Origin of the sequence: Octadecabacter arcticus 238, assembly GCF_000155735.2 — a bacterium.
In the GTDB taxonomy this organism is placed as follows: domain Bacteria; phylum Pseudomonadota; class Alphaproteobacteria; order Rhodobacterales; family Rhodobacteraceae; genus Octadecabacter; species Octadecabacter arcticus.
The window spans coordinates 1,161,728-1,181,293 of sequence record NC_020908.1 but is presented as its reverse complement, the minus strand read 5'-3'; the positions used below and the strand labels follow the sequence as shown (position 1 = coordinate 1,181,293).

The 19,566-nt window shown below is 55.2% G+C and carries 16 protein-coding genes, 2 tRNA genes and 3 pseudogenes; 13 read left to right on the top strand and 8 right to left on the bottom strand.

Going from position 1 to position 19,566, the window contains the following annotated elements:
• The first annotated feature begins 7 nt into the window (after positions 1-7).
• Positions 8-1,327 (top strand): S41 family peptidase, encoded by a 1,320-nt coding sequence (locus OA238_RS06235; RefSeq protein ID WP_015494530.1) that lies wholly within the window; start codon positions 8-10, stop codon positions 1,325-1,327.
• A gap of 175 nt (positions 1,328-1,502) precedes the next feature.
• Positions 1,503-2,570 (top strand): Hint domain-containing protein, encoded by a 1,068-nt coding sequence (locus tag OA238_RS06230; protein ID WP_015494529.1) that lies wholly within the window; start codon positions 1,503-1,505, stop codon positions 2,568-2,570.
• A gap of 206 nt (positions 2,571-2,776) precedes the next feature.
• On the opposite strand, the gene OA238_RS28740 is transcribed toward OA238_RS06230, so the two are convergent.
• The 3 genes from OA238_RS28740 to OA238_RS06215 form a co-directional block, all read right to left on the bottom strand.
• Positions 2,777-3,535 carry a calcium-binding protein gene (locus OA238_RS28740; protein ID WP_015494528.1) on the bottom strand — a complete coding sequence of 253 codons (759 nt, stop codon included), beginning with the start codon at positions 3,533-3,535 and terminating at the stop codon, positions 2,777-2,779.
• A 114-nt stretch (positions 3,536-3,649) separates the two neighbouring features.
• Positions 3,650-3,726, bottom strand: a tRNA-Asp gene (locus OA238_RS06220).
• Between the two features lie 82 nt (positions 3,727-3,808).
• Positions 3,809-3,885: transfer RNA gene (locus OA238_RS06215), tRNA-Asp, on the bottom strand.
• A gap of 233 nt (positions 3,886-4,118) precedes the next feature.
• On the opposite strand from OA238_RS06215, the gene OA238_RS06210 reads away from it, so the two are divergent.
• From OA238_RS06210 to OA238_RS29815, 3 genes and pseudogenes are all read left to right on the top strand, one after another.
• Entirely contained in the window at positions 4,119-4,718 is a 600-nt protein-coding gene (locus OA238_RS06210; protein ID WP_015494527.1) for a polysaccharide deacetylase family protein, read from the top strand.
• Positions 4,719-5,020: 302 nt separating this feature from the next.
• A complete protein-coding gene (locus OA238_RS06205) occupies positions 5,021-7,141 on the top strand; it encodes a DEAD/DEAH box helicase (RefSeq protein ID WP_015494526.1) in 2,121 nt (706 codons plus the stop codon).
• A gap of 268 nt (positions 7,142-7,409) precedes the next feature.
• Positions 7,410-8,232 (top strand): annotated as a pseudogene (locus tag OA238_RS29815) (transposase family protein); the annotation flags it as partial.
• Between the two features lie 141 nt (positions 8,233-8,373).
• Here OA238_RS29815 and OA238_RS06190 read toward each other — a convergent pair.
• Positions 8,374-8,970: pseudogene (locus OA238_RS06190) on the bottom strand (integrase core domain-containing protein); the annotation flags it as partial.
• Positions 8,971-9,023: 53 nt separating this feature from the next.
• A complete protein-coding gene (locus tag OA238_RS29810; RefSeq protein WP_245581521.1) occupies positions 9,024-9,752 on the bottom strand; it encodes an IS66 family transposase in 729 nt (242 codons plus the stop codon).
• 19 nt (positions 9,753-9,771) lie between these two features.
• On the opposite strand from OA238_RS29810, the gene tnpC reads away from it, so the two are divergent.
• A complete protein-coding gene (tnpC, locus tag OA238_RS06180; RefSeq protein WP_420806481.1) occupies positions 9,772-10,479 on the top strand; it encodes an IS66 family transposase in 708 nt (235 codons plus the stop codon).
• A gap of 205 nt (positions 10,480-10,684) precedes the next feature.
• On the opposite strand, the gene OA238_RS06175 is transcribed toward tnpC, so the two are convergent.
• Complete coding sequence (locus OA238_RS06175) at positions 10,685-11,332, bottom strand: glutathione S-transferase family protein (RefSeq protein WP_015494522.1); 648 nt, start codon at positions 11,330-11,332, stop codon at positions 10,685-10,687.
• A 78-nt stretch (positions 11,333-11,410) separates the two neighbouring features.
• Positions 11,411-12,190: a transporter substrate-binding domain-containing protein gene (locus OA238_RS06170; RefSeq protein ID WP_015494521.1), complete on the bottom strand. Its 780-nt coding sequence runs from the start codon at positions 12,188-12,190 to the stop codon at positions 11,411-11,413.
• Positions 12,191-12,320: 130 nt separating this feature from the next.
• Between OA238_RS06170 and OA238_RS06165 the strand changes: the two genes are divergently transcribed.
• From OA238_RS06165 to OA238_RS06155, 3 genes are read left to right on the top strand one after another with little or no spacing between them, the layout of a single operon-like run.
• Complete coding sequence (locus tag OA238_RS06165; protein ID WP_015494520.1) at positions 12,321-13,055, top strand: amino acid ABC transporter ATP-binding protein; 735 nt, start codon at positions 12,321-12,323, stop codon at positions 13,053-13,055.
• A gap of 10 nt (positions 13,056-13,065) precedes the next feature.
• Positions 13,066-13,803, top strand: coding sequence for an amino acid ABC transporter permease (locus OA238_RS06160; protein WP_015494519.1), 738 nt, complete (start codon positions 13,066-13,068; stop codon positions 13,801-13,803).
• On the top strand, positions 13,803-15,209 hold the full coding sequence (locus tag OA238_RS06155; RefSeq protein WP_015494518.1) for an MATE family efflux transporter: 1,407 nt from the start codon (positions 13,803-13,805) through the stop codon (positions 15,207-15,209). The genes OA238_RS06160 and OA238_RS06155 overlap by 1 nt, the downstream gene beginning before the upstream one ends.
• Before the next feature lie 34 nt (positions 15,210-15,243).
• On the opposite strand, the pseudogene OA238_RS06150 reads toward OA238_RS06155, so the two are convergent.
• Positions 15,244-15,950: pseudogene (locus tag OA238_RS06150) on the bottom strand (IS6 family transposase).
• A gap of 211 nt (positions 15,951-16,161) precedes the next feature.
• Between OA238_RS06150 and OA238_RS06145 the strand changes: the two are divergent.
• The 4 genes from OA238_RS06145 (at position 16,162) to OA238_RS06130 (ending at position 19,008) form a co-directional block, all read left to right on the top strand.
• Positions 16,162-17,379: an FAD-binding domain-containing protein gene (locus OA238_RS06145; RefSeq protein ID WP_015494517.1), complete on the top strand. Its 1,218-nt coding sequence runs from the start codon at positions 16,162-16,164 to the stop codon at positions 17,377-17,379.
• Positions 17,376-17,525, top strand: a complete 150-nt coding sequence (locus tag OA238_RS31490) for an NAD(P)-binding protein (protein ID WP_144055848.1) — start codon at positions 17,376-17,378, stop codon at positions 17,523-17,525. The genes OA238_RS06145 and OA238_RS31490 overlap by 4 nt, the downstream gene beginning before the upstream one ends.
• Before the next feature lie 489 nt (positions 17,526-18,014).
• On the top strand, positions 18,015-18,566 hold the full coding sequence (locus OA238_RS06135; RefSeq protein WP_015494516.1) for a response regulator transcription factor: 552 nt from the start codon (positions 18,015-18,017) through the stop codon (positions 18,564-18,566).
• Positions 18,556-19,008 (top strand): thiol-disulfide oxidoreductase DCC family protein, encoded by a 453-nt coding sequence (locus OA238_RS06130; protein WP_044036402.1) that lies wholly within the window; start codon positions 18,556-18,558, stop codon positions 19,006-19,008. The genes OA238_RS06135 and OA238_RS06130 overlap by 11 nt, the downstream gene beginning before the upstream one ends.
• Positions 19,009-19,566 lie beyond the last annotated feature (558 nt).

Here is a 19,566-nt window from a genome sequence, read left to right as displayed (position 1 = left end):
CCTGTAGATGAAACGCCTTCTCAACCAAATCTGGATTGTGATTGCCACCTTTGTTGCAGCCATCGCGGTGACATGGGTCTTTTACATGCCAAACGGCGACGAACGCGGTGTCTGGCGGGCGCAATCCGGCGGCACGATCATCACGCTATCGCCGTTTACCGCCAAGATGTATTCAGAAACCAGCGTGGCCTGTCTGCATCAGCTGTCGTTCCCCGCCCATATGAAGCTTGTCGAACTGACCCAAGGCGCAACTGTGTCCGTGATTGACACCCAATTGCACCTGACAGTGGATGGCTCGCTTGACCCGATGATCCTTGATCGTATTGACGCCTTGCCTGACACCTGCGGCCCCGCCGATCCCAACGCCACCCCGCGCGCCGTGTTCGACTCCCTGTGGTCGGCCATGGATGAACATTACGCGTTTTTTGATCTGCACGGCGTCGATTGGGATGCGCGGCGCGCATTCGCGCCCGCAGTTGGCGACACGATGACGGACAGCGCTCTCCTCGCGCTGCTGTCAGACACTTTGCAGGGCCTTGATGACGGTCACGTCCAGATCGGCGCGCCCATCGGCTATGTCTCTCCTGCGCAGGGGCCTGACTGGCTGGTGGATCCTCTCAACCGCGATACCCTAACACAAATCGCACGCGACACGCTTGGCACGGACCTCACCGCCGTTGACCTAACGGGCATTGAATACGTCCTGCTGCCCGACGGGGTCGGCTATGTGTTGATCCGGCATATGGACATCGACACACCGTTTGGCACCACAAGCCAAACCGCCATGGCACTGGCGTTTGCACAGGTCACGGACGGCATGGCAGACGCCAATTCGTTCATCATCGATCTGCGCTACAATCCAGGCGGATCAGATTCAGTGTCCGTTGGCGTCGCCAGCCATTTCGTAGACACCCCGTTGGATATGTTCACCAAAACCACCCGCGACGGGTCGGGCCAATCCGCGCCGTTCACAGCCACGCTGCAGCCGTTTGACGCAACACCGATGATGCAACCCGTGATCGTGCTGACCAGCCAACTCACTGGGTCTGCCGCAGAAATCCTGACGATGGCGCTGCGCGACCTGCCACAAGTGACCACGATGGGCCAGACCACCTCTGGCGGGTTGTCCGACATTCTGGGGTTCAAACTGGCAAACGGTTGGGACCTTGGACTGTCACATCAGACCTACCGCACACTGGACGGCCAATCGTTTGAAGCCGTCGGCGTCCCGCCCGACATCGCCTTTGCGATCACCGCCGCGCCCCTGTTGGCAGGCGAAGACCCCTTGCTGCGGGCCGCCTTTGCGCAGGCACGATCCGCCAATTAGCGTATCCGGCCAGACAACCCTGACGGGAAACGTCCCGGGTGCGCTCTTCTGACCCAGCCTTATTATCACCAAACTAAAACGCTGTTGACGCCATTTTATCAACGATTACGTACCCTATTGCGCAGGCTCAACCATTGCATCTTAACCGTGTGCCACAACCTGCGAGTGCTTATCGATGCCAACAAATGTTATTGTAAACGGATCATTTGATCAAAACCCTGGCGACGCCAACTTCGGGTGGTCCGGCACCGATCTGGAAACCACGTATTCGGAAAATACCTATCAAAGTAACGGATCCAACGACAGCGTTGCAGAAATGAACGGTGGCGCGAACCAGACCACAGTGATGCAACAAACGTTCAGCGTCGCTGCAGGCCAAACCACTGATCTTGTATTTGAAGCCGCCTTGCGCTCACAAAAAACGATCGCGGGTGAGGATGGGTTTACCGTTCAAATTACCGACAACGTCGGCGCGGTCATCTTTGAGACCACGATCCTGCCCACAACTGAGACATTCCAGACGTTCACCTTCCCCGTCACGTTTCCGACGACTGGTGAATATACACTCACGTTCACCGAAATCGGCCCGAACGATTCTTACGGCGCTCTGATTGATGACATCTCCATCATGGTTTGCCTGACGAAAGACACGCTAATCGATACCCCGAACGGGCCAACATTGGTGCAAGACCTGCGCGCGGGATCAATTGTCGATACTCTCAATGGCGCGCGCCCACTGCGCTGGATTGGCTGTAAATCGCTAACGGCGGACGACCTGACCAAAAATGAAAAACTTCGTCCCGTGTTGATCCGTGCCGACGCACTTGGGCACGGCGTGCCTGCGCGTGACATGCGTGTGTCGCGCCAACACCGCATGATGGTGTCATCTATCATCGCACAGCGCATGTTCGGTGTGCGTGACGTGCTGGTCAGCGCAATTCGCCTCACCGACCTGCCCGGCATTGACGTGGACACGACCGTGCGGCCCACCACTTATTTCCACCTGTTATTTGACGAACACGAAGTCATCTGTGCGGACGGTGCGCACACCGAAAGCCTGTTTGCAGGCCCCGCCGCGATGGAAGCATTGTCGCACGACGCGCGCCTTGAAATCCTGACGCTGCTTCCAGAATTGTCGCAGGGCATAACTCCTGCCCCAGCAGTTCTCATTCCGGCGCGGCGCGAACAGATCAAATTGATCGCGCGCCACAACCGCAACGGCCGCGCCCTCCAACAGGTTTAGGGCGCACCACAGCCTGCGTGTTTATGCACCATTGGCCCCGCGTGCAGGCTGTGCGCTCAAACGGGAAACCCACATTTAGTTATTTACGAATACAGCTGCACCCACGCAGCTGCTGCGCCCCTTCAGGGACGCAACCGGCAACGAAACAGTCTTGTCACGCACACGACCCTCATCAACTCCATGACGTAGTCCCTAAGGTGGGAGCATTATGGCGCGGTGGAAAAATCATTCGAATCAGTGTCCGCCAGCGTCACCGCGAGCTGTTCTGGCGTAAACACACCGTCAAAAACCAACGTCGGGGTGCCGTCCAAGGATACAGTGGTATTTCCAGCATCCTCATCAGTAAAATAACTGATGATCAGCGATGTCTCCTCACTGAGGTCGTCGACATAAAGAACGACATTGTCCTCTTCGGGGTTAAAATCGGAAATTTGCGCACTGCCTTCATCCGAGAAGATCATGCCAAACGTATCGGCACCAGTGCCGCCAATCGCTTCATCGCCATCCGAAAAGTACAGCTGATCGTCGCCCGCGCCACCATGCAAGATTTCATCTTCACCGCGTGACCAATCCGCATCCTCATCTAAACGATCGCTCGACAAAATATCGTCGCCGTCGCCACCAAAGATCTTGTCAGTGTCACTGCCACCGGCCAAAATATCGTTGCCCGAACCGCCAGAAATGAAATCGTCGCCGGTATTGCCCTCAATATCGTCCGCGCCGCCCTCGCCAGAAATCGTATCATTTCCCGCTTGGCCCAAAACACTGTCATCCGCGTCGGTACCGACAAATGTATTATCCCCCAGTCCGAGCAGGGTCAGTTCGCGGATCGGCTCAACGTCCACGTCGTCGTCAGACGCATCATTAGAACTGCTGGTGAACAAATCGCTGAACAGATCAGACGCAAGCAAACCGGACGCCACCAGTAGCCAGTTCATTAACATTGCCATTTCATAGGTCATCATCGAAGCCTCAAAACTGCGACAGCTCATTACTGCACTATATTTTGGAGAATCATTAAACAGCAAATGTGGCGGCAATGAGCCACTGATTTGCCGATAATTTTATGAAGATAAAAGTGGCGCGGTTGACGGGACTCGAACCCGCGACCCCCGGCGTGACAGGCCGGTACTCTAACCAACTGAGCTACAACCGCGCACTTGGTTCGTAACCCCGAACCAAGGGAGCCCAAGTCCTGGGCCAACGGGTCCCAAACCTAGGGACCAAAGGGACAGCGGTGGCGCGGTTGACGGGACTCGAACCCGCGACCCCCGGCGTGACAGGCCGGTACTCTAACCAACTGAGCTACAACCGCCCACTGTCCGCTGATTTGCATCAACGTGCTTGGCTTCTAGGGACGGGTGCGCACCCCGTCAAGCCACAAGCGAAGCACAATCGCAGCTTTTCACACATCAACCCCCACAAGATGCAGTGTGTGTGTGATGTGCGCGCCCTGCGCCGCCACGATTTTACAAAAAATACTTTAATTTCAGTGCGAAATACCGCCAGCTGTCGTCGAGTCTGCAGATAAATCCCTGGGGGGATCAAATGGTATTACTTTCGCGCCGCCACGCATTGGCGGCTGGTCTTGGCGCATGCGCCGCTACAATGAGCGGCACACAAGCCTCGGCGCGGGCGTTGATTGCCCTGCCAGACGACATCATCAACACGGATGCGGCGACGATAACCGCCGTCAGCACACCGTCTCCCGTGGTTGCCATGACGTTTGATGATCGGCCACACCCCACCAACACGCCGCGCCTTCTCGATATGCTGCGCGAACGCGACATTCGCGCCACGTTCTATCTGATTGGCAACCGCGTGGTGCAATACCCTGAAATCGCGCGGCGCATCGCCGAAGAAGGCCACGAGATTGGCAATCACAGCTACACACATCCGTTTCTGGATCGCTTGAGCGCATCGACCGTCGCCAGTGAAATTGACCGCACCACGGATGCCATCTTTCAGGTCACCGGTCGCCCACCGGTCACTTTTCGCCCGCCCTACGGCGCATTTACCCGCAGCCAACGCACAGGCCTTCACGCCACGCGGGCCTTGCCGACAATTCTGTGGTCTGTCGACCCACAAGATTGGCGACGACCGGGTACCAGCGTCGTCGCCAACCGCATCCTTCAGCACACCCATTAAGGCAGCATCGTTCTAAGCCACGACATCCACCGCGGCACGATTGACGCCATGCCCCAGACCCTCGACGGGCTGACCGCGCGCGAGCTGCGATTTGTCACCATCAGCCAAATAATCGGCTGGCCATTGTGGCAATCACGCACGTTTCGGCGTGTCGTGCAGACGGGTTGACGCCCTAAACTGCATACCAGATTGCCACCCAAGCGCCCTATACAAGCGCGCTCCAACAGGTTAAGGCCGCGTCAAACAATGACGCGTGCCCATCGGGGCTGCGCCCAAACCCCAATGTAGAAAAGTGAAATCTCGTGAAACAGGCTCTTGCTGATGCCATCGAAGCGCGTGGCTACGACACGCTCACCCCCGTCCAAGAAGCATGCGGCGATCCCGCGCTGGAAGGCCGCGACCTTTTGGTCTCTGCGCAAACTGGATCGGGCAAGACGCTCGGCTTTGGTATTGCCATCGCGCCCAACCTGCTCGGAGACGCTGAACGCTTTGATCGCGCCGATGCGCCGCTAGCCTTGGTAATCGCACCGACACGCGAATTGGCCTTACAGGTTAAACGCGAACTTGAATGGCTGTACGAAAAGACTGGCGCAGTCATCGCATCGACTGTTGGCGGCATGGACATGCGCGACGAACGCCGTGCCCTTGGCCGTGGTGCGCATATCGTTGTGTCCACTCCGGGACGTTTGCGCGACCACATCATGCGCAAATCCATCGACCTGTCCAACCTGAAGGCGGTTGTGCTGGACGAAGCCGATGAAATGCTCGACCTTGGGTTTCGCGAAGACCTTGAATTCATCCTCGATGAATCGCCAAAAGACCGTCAGACGTTGCTGTTCTCTGCGACCGTGCCTGCGTCCATCGCAAAACTCGCGCAGCGCTATCAGCGCAACGCAGAACGCGTCGCCACCACCACCGGCGAAAAGCAGCACGCAGACATCGAATACCGCGCCTTCCGCGTGTCGGCGCGCGATACCGAAAACGCCATCATCAACGTGCTGCGCTATTTCGAGGCGCCAAATGCCATCGTGTTCTGCAACACCCGCGCAACCGTCAACCGCATGACCACCCGCCTGTCCAACCGTGGCTTTAGCGTTGTGGCCTTGTCGGGCGAATTGTCCCAAACCGAACGCACCCACGCGCTGCAATCCATGCGCGATGGCCGTGCGCGGGTTTGTGTGGCCACTGACGTTGCAGCCCGTGGCATCGACCTGCCCAACCTCGACCTTGTAATCCACGCTGAACTGCCGACCAACCAAGACACGCTGCTGCACCGCTCTGGCCGCACCGGTCGCGCCGGTCGCAAAGGCACATCCGCAATGATCGTGCCACCAGCTGTGCGCAAAAAAGCTGAGCGTCTGTTGGGATGGGCCAAACTAACGGCAACATGGGCCGATGCGCCCTCCGCCGACGAAGTCACCGCCAAAGACGAAGAACGCATGCTCGAAGACACCGATTGGTCCGCCGACGTCGAAGAATCGGCAACTGCGATGGTCGCGACGATGGCCGAACGCTTCGCGCCAGAACAACTCGCCGCGGCCTACCTGCGTCTTTACCGTGAAAAGCACACCGCACCAGAAGAGCTGTCTGACGTGGGCGAGCCTGCAAAGCCACGCCAAGCCTTTGGCCCAAGCGTTTGGTTCTCTCTGCCCGGTGGTCGCGACGCCGGCGCTGAACCGCGCCGCATCCTGCCGATGATCTGTAAAATGGGCAACATCACCAAGGACGACATCGGTGCGATCCGCATCCAACCGGACACGTCCTATATCGAGGTCCGTGAGGCGTCTGTAAAAACCCTCACCGCCGCGCTCGGCTCTGATATGACACTGGAAAACGGCGCTCCATTGACACGCGTTGCCAACCCGCCAAGCTTTGAGCGTGGCCCCGCCCGCAAAGAATCAAAACCACGCTATGATGGTCCAAAGTCTGGCGGCAAGCCCGATTACAAGTCTGGCGATAAGCCGGACTACAAAAACAAGGACAAGCCTGCGTATAAGGCGAAAGATAAATCCGATTTTAAACCGGCTGCGGAAAAACCTTTCGAAAAACCAGAACTCAAACCAAGCGGCAACACCACGCCTGTGGATTGGAACGATACATCCACGCCAAAGCCGAGAAAGCCCAAAGTGGGTGCCAAGCCAAAATACGACACCAAAAAGCCCTATGCAGGCAAGAACGATAAAAACAAAGCCTCTGACGACACAATCGAACCGATCAAGGCGCGCAAACCTTACGACGACAAGTCTGGCGGCAAACCCTATGCGGGCAAACCAGCTGGCAAGCCCTACGCAGGCAAAGATGCGAAAACCAACGCTGGCGGATCGCCGGCACAGGGCAAAGCGTCGAGCAAGAAAAACCGTGCCCGCCAACTGGCCGCAAAGGGTGGCACCGCCGCTCCACGCAAGTCGCGCGCGAAGTCCTAAAATCTAGCAGTGCGGCCCTGACGCCAAATCGTGTCAGGGCCGCACTTGGACGCACGCGGATCAGAATAACCCTCTATATTCCCATACTTGGTTAACCTGTCGCCACTTCCGCGCTCCCACGGAACGCGTGACCTTATCGCCCATGCGCCCCTATTCCCTGCGAATCCTGCCAAACGCCAGAGACCGAACTAGAACCGCATTATGCAGCGCTAGGCTCAAAGGCTGGCATGCACTGTACTGCAGGGTATCGTGGAGCGATGTCCCGAGAGTGGACGTTTCTGACACCCACCGCCTTAAATCGCTGGAGGATGAGAACGCTAAGCTGAAGCGCCTTTTGGCAGACACCATGTTGGACAATGTTGTGTTGAAAGATTTGCTTGAAAAAAACTTACGACACCGAACGTGCGATGGGCTGCAGCACGCAAGGCAATGCGCGATCATAATATCTCACAACGCGGAGCGTGCAGGCTGGTCGGTGTCGATCCCAAGACCGTCCGGCGCGATGAGCCGTCCCGCTGCCCGGCAGTCGAAACGCAGTTTCGGTGAGAGGGAGATAATCCAGAGGTTCGCGAAGAGATGAAGGCGATTGCCAGCAAGCGGCGTCGGTTCGGCTATCCATTGGCTGACAGGTGATTGTTAACAATCACCGAGAAGCGCCGGATCGGCGTGCTGTTGGAACGCAAAGGAATGACCATGAATCACAAGAAGCTGTATCGCCTCTATACTGAAGAAAAGCTTGGCGTCAGGCGGCGAAGGGGCCGCAAACGTGCGCGGGGATCGCGCACGTCGATGCCAGTGGCTTTGCGTCCTGGCGAGCGCCCCCTCTCGGTGATTGCTTGCAATCACCTGCCGGTCAGCGGGATCGCTGGACTTTGTGTCCGACACCTTTGGCGCATCACGCAAGTTCCGTATGTTGGCCGTGAATGACGATTGCTGTCGCGAGAACCTGTGCCCCCTCTCGGCAGATTGCTTTTCAATCGCCTGCCGGGCAACGGATGGCCGACACCAGCATCTCTGGTGCGAGGGCGGCACGCGAGCTGGATGCGCTTGTGCGCGTCTATGGAAAGCCCGCCTGTATCGTCAGTGATAACGTCCTATGCGCGGAACGATTGGTTGATTTGGCGTCAGATCATTGTCGCATCGAGGTATCTCGACACGTTTGAATCATGTCTCAGTTCGGCGTTTTGGTCAACGACAGTCTCTCCCATGTATAGGTTCAGGTGTTTTGAGACTCACACGACTTTGGCCTGAGTGATTCGAATGTACTCCATTGGTGTCTTGCCTTTCAAGGCATGATGAGGCCTGAATGTGTTGTATTTATCGACGGCTTTTCGAAGTTCAAACCGCATCGCTCCTATGCTGTCGGCAATGAGATCACGACATGCATAGAACTCTTCGCGGAAGGTGCGGTTACCGCGCTCGACACCACCGTTGTATTTTGGCCTTGCTGGCGGCAGCACAATGAGCGGGATCTCCATCTGTTCGCACGCTGTCTCAAAATCGGCCATAAACTCAGACCCGCCATCGACTTGAATTGAGATGATCTTATAGGGAGCTATTTCCACGAGTTCTTGCAAAAACCGTTTGGCAGAGCGTGCCGTGGCATTCGAATAAACTTGCGCGTGGATATGCTTGCTACACCTCTCCCAGGCTTGAAAGTGTTTGCACGTGACGCCGTTCTTCGTGGCAGTCATATGATCGATCTGCACACGCTCGCCAACCACAATATCTTTGTAATCCCTATATTTCCATCCCTTGGCATGCCCCTTGGAAAAATTACACTTGCGCTTTTGGGGCGCAGATCTTGATCGTGTGATCAGGCCTTTTTTCGTAACTCCCAAGGACCCCATCGGATATCGGGTTTTGTGTTGCCCTTGCGACGTTAGAGCCGAGCGATGATCTGTTGTGGTGATAGGGTGAGTGTTTCGAGGATATTGCCCCCGTGTTTTCTGACCGTCGAGATGACGGATCTGATGTCAGCGAAGACCTGCGCGCCCTCGAGGGTGCGGAAAGTTCCCGAGATTTTCATGCGCAACTTCATCATGCGCAGGTCCCGTTCGGCCTGATTGTTGGTGAAGGGAACTGTGAAGTCCGTAAGGAACCTTAGGACGTCATCACGGTAGTCGCGCAAGCGGACCAGAAGGTTATGGCCTGGCCGCCTGGCTTTTCGGCCTCGCGCACCAGTGCGTCTAGCCAGTGGGTCTTGTCGCTCATGGAAGGCGAGGCCCTCGGTGAGGATCGCCATGTATTTGGTGAGGATGCCGTGGTGAACCGACGTGGGGAGTTCGGTCTCGCCTCGCCCCTGAGCCGCGCACTTGAGCTGATTGGCGCTGTTGAGCAGCACGCTCATCGCGCACGCCCACGGCTCCTTTTCGATTTCTTCGATGGCCTTGAGTTCCCGTAAATGATGCGCCCCGCACAGGGCGTGCGCGTCCACCCCACTCATATGGGCGTAATAGGACTTCCAGTGGTCATGAACAATTGTCCCGCCGGTCAGGAAGGATGGAACAGCACCGCGCTTGGCGCTGATGCGATAATGCGTGAAGGCGAGATCGCTGATTGAGTGCAGCCAGTGCAGCTTACCATCAACACGAAGTCCGGTCTCATCCAGATGCCGAACGCCGCCTTCATTGAGCCGGGCCAGAATGTGTTCGACGACGCCACCGGCTACCTATGAAGGCTTTGCCCATGCGGACGCCTATGCTGGGTATAATGACGCGTACCGAACGGGACGCATCAAAGAGATGGCCTGTATCGCGCATGTGCGACGTGAGATCTTTGATCTTTATGAAAGCACAAAGCTGCCTGTAGCTGGCGAAGCTGTGCTGCGGATTAAAAAGCTCTATGATGTTGAGACACAAGCGCGGTTCCTGCCAGCATCTGAACGCGTGGCCCTGCGTCAGGAATACGCCAAACCGATCTTTGACGACCTAGAGGTCTGGCTTAAAGAGCAACTGGGTAAAATCTCCAGCAAGACGCCGCTGGCCAAGGCGATCAAATATGCGCTTGCCCGCCTGCCCAAGGCACGTCCCTATCTCGATCACGGCTTTCTTGAGTTGGACAACAACACAGCTGAGAACGCAGTGCACCCTGTGGCCGTTGGCCGTAAAAACTATCTCTTCATGGGATCAGAAGCAGGCGGTAAATCTGCCGCCATCGCCTATACCCTCATTGAGACAGCCAAGATGAACAAGGTAAATCCCGAAGCCTGGCTTGCTTGGGTGCTGGAACGCATCCAGGACCATCCAGCAAACCGTATAAACGATCTCATGCCGTGGGCCTATCAGGACATGATCAACGCTAAAACCGCCGAGGCCGAGGCAAAAGACGCTGCTTGATCAAGGCCGTGCTGATAATTATGTCTCCGCGGCCCCTAGCTCATCATAAAATCCAAACCCATTACGCCGGCCAAATAACAGCTTCGCACAAGAAGCCCAGATCAAACCGGGCCCAAACAAGGGGGTTCCCTTGGTGTTTACCTTACACCTTCATTGAGCGATCAACCGACTTGGACATGTCGTCCTGCTTTGACCCGTTGTGCGTCTAGGCGGGTTTGGCTTTTTCCAAATACGCGTCCATCGCAGGACGGTAGGCTTCCAATTCGCTAGAAACCACTTCGAATTCCTTAAGGCGCATCTCGTAGTCAGTCACGATCTGTGGCCATTCGACTGGAAGATTGACGGCATCCTGAAACGCCCTGATCCAAGCAAAAGTTACTGTAAATCCGCAATCACATAGCCACAGCTTGTTCGTGTCCATGGGATTTTTTTCCAATAACAATGCGAGGGATGACAGGTGTTTGGAGATTGTAAGCCCTCCTATCTGCACCGCGTCTGCATCACGGGTAAGGTACGCGACTTGCGGATAGATTGCCCGCACCGCGGGTTCCAAACGCGTATCGTGTGACCGACTGAATTCGCGTGCTTTTGCGCGTAATTTCACAGTGTTTGGCAGCATTGGCATATCAAGGAATGTTTCTTCCAGATATTCAGCAATTGCTTCGGAATCAGACAACATGAACCCGTCGTGGATCATTGCAGGCAGATTGCCAGACGGAACGATTGCACGGTATTCATCTGACCCGTATCCGCCCGGTGGGGGTAGTTGTTCAAACGGGATGGATTTATAACGCAACATGATGCGCAATTTTGCGCAATAGACCGCAACAGGAACCGAATAAATTGTCAGCATGTAGAACCTCCGAGTAGCAGAAATGCAAAGGGCCAGCCGCGTTGGACTGGCCCAAATGCCTTAGTCGTCAGGATTGGATTATTCGGCGTTCAAACCCCACTGCTCGCCAAGATCGTCAAAGAAACCTTGTTCCTGCTTGAGGCCGATCCATGTGTTTACATAATTAATCCAAACCTGATCTGCTTGCGGTAACAACATCGCAACCGGTGTTGGCGAACGCCCAGCATCGACTGGAATAATAATCAGATTTTCATATTGCTCAACAAGCGTAGCAGCTTCGATGTTTGATGTGATGCTAGCATCCGCACGGCCTGACAGAACTTCTTGAAAATCGCGAGCCGGCGCTTCTACGATGCGGTGTGTTGCTTCGGGGAAGTACTGTTTGACTTGTCCTTCTTGGGTGGTGCCAAGCGTTGCAGCCACGGACACGCCTTCAACGTTCAAATCATCCCAGCTGGTAAAACGATCGGCGTTCTCTCGCAATGTAAGTGGCACAGTCATGAGCGAAAAATAGCTGTCGGAATAACCGGCTGCCTTGGCACGGGCTGGCGATACCGACGCCGATCCTGTTATGTGATATTGACCAGACGTCACACCAGCGACCAGAGTTTTCCAGTCTGTCGGTACGAATTCGATTTCGACACCCAAATCATTGGCTAGCGCGGTCATGACATCGATATCGTAGCCAACATATGAATTTGTTGCGATGTCGCGCATCGTCATCGGGTTCCAGTCGCCCGTTGTGCCTACTTTAAGAACGCCTCCAGATAGGATTTCGTCCAAGGCAGATTGTGCAGATGCCTGTACGGCACCTGTCGCGAGGAGGGCCGCAGCAGCGACTATTTTGAAGAATTTCATTGGTTTCCCTTTCAAAGTACTATGTTGAACTTAGGACGGTAGCGCTAATAGGAAATGCAGATGGCGTGACATAATAATAAAAATCTGCAACATGTCGTTGTTTTGTAAGACCAATAGGAGCGCGGCTGCCATGACCATTATATCAATGCGCGACGTATCAAAGTTCTTTGGGGACTTCCAAGCACTCAAGGACGTTTCTCTAGATGTGGCCCTAGGTGAGCGCGTTGTCATCTGTGGTCCCTCGGGATCAGGCAAGTCTACTTTGATCCGCTGTATCAATGGCCTAGAGGCACATGAAGTTGGCGACATTGTGGTCGATGGCACGACCCTAACAGCTGACCCTGCTAACCTTGAAAAAGTCCGTAGCAATGTTGGCATGGTTTTCCAGCAGTTCAATCTTTTTCCGCACCTGACAGTCTTGGACAACCTGTGTCTGGGACCCCGCCGTGTTCTTGGACTGACGCAGATCCAAGCACGTGAACGGGCCATGACTTACCTTGAAAGGGTGCAGATCTCTGAACAGGCTGATAAATTTCCGCGCCAGCTCTCCGGTGGTCAACAACAACGTGTTGCGATTGCCAGGTCGCTCTGTATGGAGCCACGGATATTGTTGTTCGATGAACCAACATCGGCATTGGATCCTGAAATGATCGCAGAGGTCCTTGACGTGATGACCGAACTGGCGTCGAGCGGTATGACCATGATTGTCGTCACACACGAGATGGGTTTCGCCCGCCGTGTCGCTGATCGGATGGTGTTTATGGACAAAGGCGAGATCGTCGAAGTTGGCGCACCGCAAGACGTATTCAACGCGCCTAAATCTAAGCGTTTTGAGAAATTCATCAAACAAATCTTGAACCATTAGGTGAATGACCATGAAGAAATGTTTGATCCTTACCTCAATCTTGCTTCTACTCTCAGGCTGTTCCGGCAATTGGGGCTGGTATGTGGTCGACCCGACAACATCGTCGGGCTGGACTAATCTAAAATTTATGGCTTTTGGCGCCTACTACACGATCTTGATTTCGGTTACGGCGATCTTGATTTCAGTCGTTGTGGGCCTTCTCGTTGCCCTTCCAGGCCTATCGGAAAAACGCGGCTGGCGTATGTTTAACCGAACTTATGTCGAAATAGTGCGCTCAGTGCCAATACTCGTGTTGATCCTTTGGGTTTACTACGGTCTCCCTACAGTTTCGGGCATCACACTTAGCGTGTTTTGGGCTGGTGTTTTAGCTTTGGCCCTCAGCGACAGTGCCTTTCAAGCTGAGATCTTTCGCGCAGGCATCCAGTCCATCGGACGCGGCCAATACGAGGCGGCGCAGTCTGTCTCCCTGAATTACCGCGACACGATGCGGTATATTATCTTACCTCAAGCGATCCGGCGTATCCTGCCTGCGTTGGGTAACCAGCTCGTGTATATGCTGAAGATGTCGTCGCTGGTCTCCGTGATCGGACTGCAAGAATTGACACGCAAGGCCAACGAGTTGGTTGTATCAGAATACCGGCCCCTCGAAATCTATACCATTTTGGTTCTGGAATATCTTGTCCTAATCCTCATTGTTTCTGCTGGCGTGCGCTGGTTCGAGCGACGCCTGAAAGCTAGTGATACCTGATGCAAACTGAAGATCTGACAAAGGGTGCGATGGCGACCCATTTCCGTACTCTTGCAATCCCCGCTGCATTAGGAATGCTGTTTGCGACGTTATATAACGTCGTCGACGTTTATTGGGCAGGGCGACTTTCGACAGACGCGCAAGCTGGCCTTGCAATCGGATACCAAGCTTTCTTTGTCTTGATGGCCATTGGCTTTGGCCTCAGTTCCGCACTCAGTGCGTTGGTCTCAAATGCCAAAGGCAGCGGTGACAATTCCCAGACCCAACGCCTTGCCGCTCAGGGTCTATCTTTTGGCATAATCGCGACTTTTGTGTCAATGGTCATCGGTTGGTTCATCGGACCATTGCTGATCAACCTTGTTTCTGAACCGGGTGCATACCGAGATGCAGCTTTAGGTTACTTCAAGTTTCTGATCCTTGCCTTACCCGGTTTTTTTCTCGCTTACGGCGGCAACGGTATTTTGCAAGCACATGGTGATAGCCGCACAATGCAGCGGGCCATGATGGTGGCATTTCTTGCCAACATCGGGCTGAACCCGCTTTTGATGTTTGGGATCGACGGCATTTGGAACGGTATCGGGTTCAACGGCATCGCTGTCGCCACGATCATCAGCCAGACAGGCGTCATGATCTTTATCATCACACGCATTCTGAAACTTGAGATGATGCGTTCAGTTAACCTCGCCGCATTCTGGCCAGACCGCGCCAGCTTTATGCAGATCATTGGGCAACTGATCCCCGCTAGTTCAGCGATGATGGTTATGTTTGTGTCAGGCTTTGTAGTGCAATTCGCGCTCAAGGAATTTGGTGGGCACGCGGTTGCAGCATACGGTATCGCGCTGCGGATCGAGCAAATTCTGCTGCTTCCAGTTCTTGGAATGACAGGTGCCTTGCTGCCGATCGCAGGACAGAATTTTGGCGCTCAAGACTTCGATCGCGTTCGCGCGGCAGTGCTGTTCTGTTGGAAAACTGGGTTCGCGATGACCCTGATTGCGACCCCAATCCTCCTATTTGGTGGCGGAAAGGCGATGTCGCTGTTTTCGGACGATCCAGAAGTCATCCGCGTTGGTTTCAGTTATTTGCGGGTCGACGCATTTTTGTTCCCTATTTATATGATGCTGTTTTCGATCAACTCGCTCCTTCAGGCGCTTAAGAAACCTATCTGGACGCTTTGGATCAGCATCTACCGACAAGGCTTCGGTGTCGCGTTCTTCGTGTGGATGTTCATCAGCGTGCTGGATTTCAGCGTCTGGGGTGTCTGGTTGGGGATCGCAACTGCCGTTACAAGCGGTTGGGTCCTTTCGCTTGTTGTGGCGCAGCGCGTGGCTCGATCAACCATGGGCGGCCTGTTGAAGTCAGCTTCAGGGCCGCCTTTTACACTTGCGGCGGTGCTGTCAGACAAATGAGAACCAGTCTCAGTTTTCCAGCCACCTCAATCCCTTAGGCTGCGCTGAGGCCGCGCCATCCGGTAAGAGCGGCGGCACGGTTCAGCTTAAAATTTGATCGGTTGTAAAGATGGCGCTCCGCGTTGAAATGGGTGTGGACTGAGGCGCAGTCGGCGGTGAACTTCTGCAAACTTCGCATCCGCCTGAAGCGCGGCATAGCCCGTTCTCTTCGCCTAAACGGTTGGTGTGAATTTTCCACCCTGCCATCAAGCCAACGCCCGGTCTCTTGCCGATCAGCGTTGCAGATTTCCTTCATCGCCGCGCTGTACAAACGGAGCTTGTCGGTGACGAAGATATCTGCGCGACCATGGCGTTTCATGGTTTTCCTCGGGAATTTTTAGGCTGCCTTGCGATCACGGCGCTTTGTGACGAAGATTTCCAGGACTTCCCCGTCGAGATCCACTGCCCCCAAAGGTAGTGCGGCTAGCCGTTAATCTTCACGAACACCTCGTCCATGTGCCATTGCCAAATCGAATATCCGCGCATCTAGCTGACCCTTTGCTCGCGGATCCCAGCGGCAAACTGCAGGCCAAATCTGTTCCACCAAAATCGAACTTTCTCGTGGCTGATCTCGATGCCACACTCGTGCAAAATATCCTCGACATTCCGAAGCGAAAGCGGAAACCGAACATACATAATCACGGCCAGACGGATGATCTCCGGGCTCGTCTTGAAGTAGCGAAAAGGGCTGCGTTTTGTCATCCACAGAGGCTAAGTGCTCACCCTGCCCGCCTCAACCGATTTTGCTGTAGCAGTGCCCCTCAAACCCTTATCGCTGCGCATACAGCCGTGCATATGGCCCCCGCAGATCGCGTCAGTGCGCCTAAAGAAACACGAGGCGTTGCCAGCCGTGGGGTTGAACTCTTTGCATTCAGGGTCACCCTCCTGATTAGGATTTAAAAGGGACTGCAATATGTCTGACGGAACAATTACCCGCAGTGCGGGGCTCGCCGCAATGCAGGCCTTCATACCTGTCATGGGGAAGCGGTACGAAATCGGGCGCAATTACGATCATGGTCCGGGCCAGCATTCTGCGGTATCTGTCCTGTCGCCCTACATTCGTCGCCGGTTATTGACCGAGGCTGAAGTTGTCGCTGCGGCACTTGCCACCCACGGGCCCAACGATGCGCGCGTATTCATCGAAGAAGTGATTTGGCGGGGATATTTCAAAGGCTGGCTTGAACGGCGGCCACAGGTTTGGGATAGCTATGTCCTTGGGCTGAATGCAAAACTCGTGTCATTGAACTGCGACCGACGACTGCGCCGCGATCTTGAGCTCGCCGAAACGGGGCAAACCGGAATGGACTATTTTGACACGTGGGCACAGGAACTGGTCGATACCGGTTATCTGCACAATCACGCCCGTATGTGGTTCGCGTCGATCTGGATTTTCACCCTTGGTTTGCCATGGCGTTTGGGGGCGGATTTTTTCTATCGCCACTTATTAGACGGTGACGCGGCGGCGAACACGCTAAATTGGCGGTGGGCGGCGGGGCTGCACACGCGCGGCAAACCCTATCCTGCACGCGCCCAGAATATTGCCGCGTTTACGGGCGGGCGGTTTAACCCGCGCGACCGTGATCTGGCCGAAGTCACGCAGGGGTTAGACGCCACCGAACCTGATGGGTTGCCAATCGTTTTGCCCCTGCGCGATATGCACGCCCCCGCGCCAGATGTTGCGACCGCGTTGTTGATCACAGACGAGGATTGCCGGATCGAGGACTTTGATTTGTCCGGCCTTAATGTCTGCGTCACGGCGACTTTGTCGTGTACTCACCTACGGTCGCCGCGCGCTGTGGGCGCGATGGTCGGTACATTTGAACGTGCCGCACTGGCCGACGCCGCCGCACGCCTTGACGTTAGCCCAACACAATTAAAGGCAGATGACCCGCAGGAGTTGGCAAACTGGGCCTTTTCCTGCGGCGTCAAACAAATTTTCACACCTTACGTCACACGCGGGCCACTGCGCGATTGGCTGACGCTTGCTGAACCTATCCTCGCGCAACACGGCATCACATTATGCGAACAGCGTCGTAAATGGGATGACGCGATCTGGCCGCACGCCACGGCGGGCTTTTTCAAAGTCAGAAAAAAAATCCCGCGTATCTTGGGAGAAACGGGACTGGCATGACGAATATTATTATCATTGGTGCGGGCATCTCAGGCTTGGCCTGTGCGCGCCTCTTGGCTGATGCGGGCCTGGACGTGATCGGTGTCGCCACGCGGCGTGCCCGTGCGAAAGGGGCAGTTTCACAACGTACTTCGCCGCCTATGTGACTATAATCATGCCGCCCCGTGGATCAATAATGCAGGAGAGTTTTGGAGCGTGGGAAGCCCCGGCATGTCGGCATGTCCCAAAGAAATGGCAGCAGGATTTGACGTGCAGCTCGGAACACCGGTTAGCGCAGTGGTGCCAAACGGGTCGGACTGCTGTGTGCAGTACGATGATGGCCAATTGGACGCGCGTCATGTCGTAAAAATGTGCCCGAACCGCAGGTGTCTGGCAATTTAGGCGCACAGCATCCGTTGGTTGCGCAAATTGCAGACGTTGAAATGTCGCCAGGTCTTACGTTAATGGCCGCCGTGTCGGGGGATGCGCCAACTGTGCGTCATGGCGAACCAAAAGACCCGCTGGCAGTGATCACACGCGATAGCAGTAAGCCTGACAGGTCCCAAAGGACGATCGGCGCATACATCAGCGGCAGATTGACGCGATCAACGTCCATGTAGCGATCTCCGGCGTATCTATAACAAAGGAAAAAAATTATGTATTTGTGCGACTATACAAAGACCCTGCTGCTGGTCGAGGATGATGATGCGCTTCGGTCGCGTCTAGGTACCGCGATGCAAAAAAGAGGGTTTAACATCACGTCTGCGTCAAGCGTCGCTGAGGGTCTGCGTGCAGTTCGCGCGAATGCACCAGACTATGCAGTCATTGACCTTAGGTTGCAGGATGGAAGCGGGTTGGACGTCGTTGAGGCGCTAGAACAACAACGCCCTGATGCGCGCGCAATCATTCTGACGGGATACGGCAATATCCCGACTGCCGTTGCGGCAACGCGTCTTGGGGCCATCGACTATATTACTAAACCCGCCACAGCCGACGAGATTGTCGATACGCTCATGGCCCCAAAAGGCACGCGGCCACCGGCACCAGATGCGCCCATTTCACCCGATGATGCACGGTTTGAACACATCGAACAGGTCTTTCACGAGACGGGCAAAAACGTTTCGGAAACCGCGCGACTTTTACAGATGCACCGTCGAACATTGCAGCGCATTTTGCGCCGTCATCAGGTCGTCAAAGATGCAGCATAACGACAATGATGTGATCGAAATCCGGAGCAATCCAGAGAATAGCAGTCCAGACCAAGCGTTTAAAAATGGGCCGACCATCTACTTTGACGGGTCGTGTGCACTGTGTTCGATTGAAATAGATCATTACGCGTCTCGTGTGGGTGGCGACAAATTGGGCTTTATCGATGTATCCCGCAACGATGCCCGACTTGGCGCTGATCTTACGTCTGATACAGCAATGCGGCGGTTCCATGTTCGCCGATCAGATGGCTCACTCGTCTCGGGCGCACGGGCGTTTGTAGAGGTCTGGGATACGCTACCGGGCTGGCAGTGGGCCGCCCGTGCGGCCAGGGTCCGCGGCGTATTGCCGGTGCTTGAGGTCGGGTATCGCGCATTTCTGCCGATCCGTCCGTTCATATCAAAGGCTGTGGGACGCTTGAGTGCGCGAAACGTCCCGAAGTAAGCATATGGGGAAGTCCGTTAATTTGGCTGTTGTCTCATTTCGATTCAGGTCAAGCCTACGAATGCTGGATCAAAGCGACGGCACATATATCGCCCAAGTAGTGATCTGCCGACATAGATCCTTAGTAGCGTTCGCCGTCTCGGCGGCGCCCCGAACCTCGCATAAACAAGGGCGGTTTTGTGCTGGCCGCAGCGCATATCGCGACGGTAGGCGATGCGTGCATCGCCGAGATGGGCCGAAGCCAGTATACTGTACCTCGTTTGCCCAAGGAGAGCGGCATCCACAGACACACCATGTCATTCATCCGCAGCCCAGCATTTTGTTGGCTGAAACGTCGGTCTATGGTGCGGTTTCAACGGGTCACTGCATTTGCTCTAGGGTCGGCGTGCCGCACAAAACGACCTGACAAGCCCCCACAGCGTACATCGTGTTCGCGTTATCCATCGCCTTCTTCTGCCCCCCCAACCTTGGCCGCTATTTATAAATCGAGACGAAGCGCAGCAAGGAGTTGTTGGCGCGATTATGGGAGAATAGGTCGGAAAGGTGTGTGCCAAATCC

Bases quoted from the DNA above. Each gene is read 5' to 3' on its own strand.
- OA238_RS06210 (WP_015494527.1), top strand. From the start codon at position 4,119: ATGGTATTACTTTCGCGCCGCCACGCATTGGCGGCTGGTCTTGGCGCA.
- OA238_RS06130 (WP_044036402.1), top strand. From the start codon at position 18,556: ATGCAGCATAACGACAATGATGTGATCGAAATCCGGAGCAATCCAGAG.
- OA238_RS06175 (WP_015494522.1), bottom strand. From the start codon at position 11,332: ATGCTGACAATTTATTCGGTTCCTGTTGCGGTCTATTGCGCAAAATTG.
- OA238_RS06170 (WP_015494521.1), bottom strand. From the start codon at position 12,190: ATGAAATTCTTCAAAATAGTCGCTGCTGCGGCCCTCCTCGCGACAGGT.
- OA238_RS06155 (WP_015494518.1), top strand. From the start codon at position 13,803: ATGCAAACTGAAGATCTGACAAAGGGTGCGATGGCGACCCATTTCCGT.
- OA238_RS28740 (WP_015494528.1), bottom strand. From the start codon at position 3,535: ATGATGACCTATGAAATGGCAATGTTAATGAACTGGCTACTGGTGGCG.
- OA238_RS06165 (WP_015494520.1), top strand. From the start codon at position 12,321: ATGACCATTATATCAATGCGCGACGTATCAAAGTTCTTTGGGGACTTC.
- OA238_RS06135 (WP_015494516.1), top strand. From the start codon at position 18,015: ATGTATTTGTGCGACTATACAAAGACCCTGCTGCTGGTCGAGGATGAT.
- OA238_RS06235 (WP_015494530.1), top strand. From the start codon at position 8: ATGAAACGCCTTCTCAACCAAATCTGGATTGTGATTGCCACCTTTGTT.
- OA238_RS06145 (WP_015494517.1), top strand. From the start codon at position 16,162: ATGTCTGACGGAACAATTACCCGCAGTGCGGGGCTCGCCGCAATGCAG.
- OA238_RS06160 (WP_015494519.1), top strand. From the start codon at position 13,066: ATGAAGAAATGTTTGATCCTTACCTCAATCTTGCTTCTACTCTCAGGC.
- OA238_RS31490 (WP_144055848.1), top strand. From the start codon at position 17,376: ATGACGAATATTATTATCATTGGTGCGGGCATCTCAGGCTTGGCCTGT.
- OA238_RS06230 (WP_015494529.1), top strand. From the start codon at position 1,503: ATGCCAACAAATGTTATTGTAAACGGATCATTTGATCAAAACCCTGGC.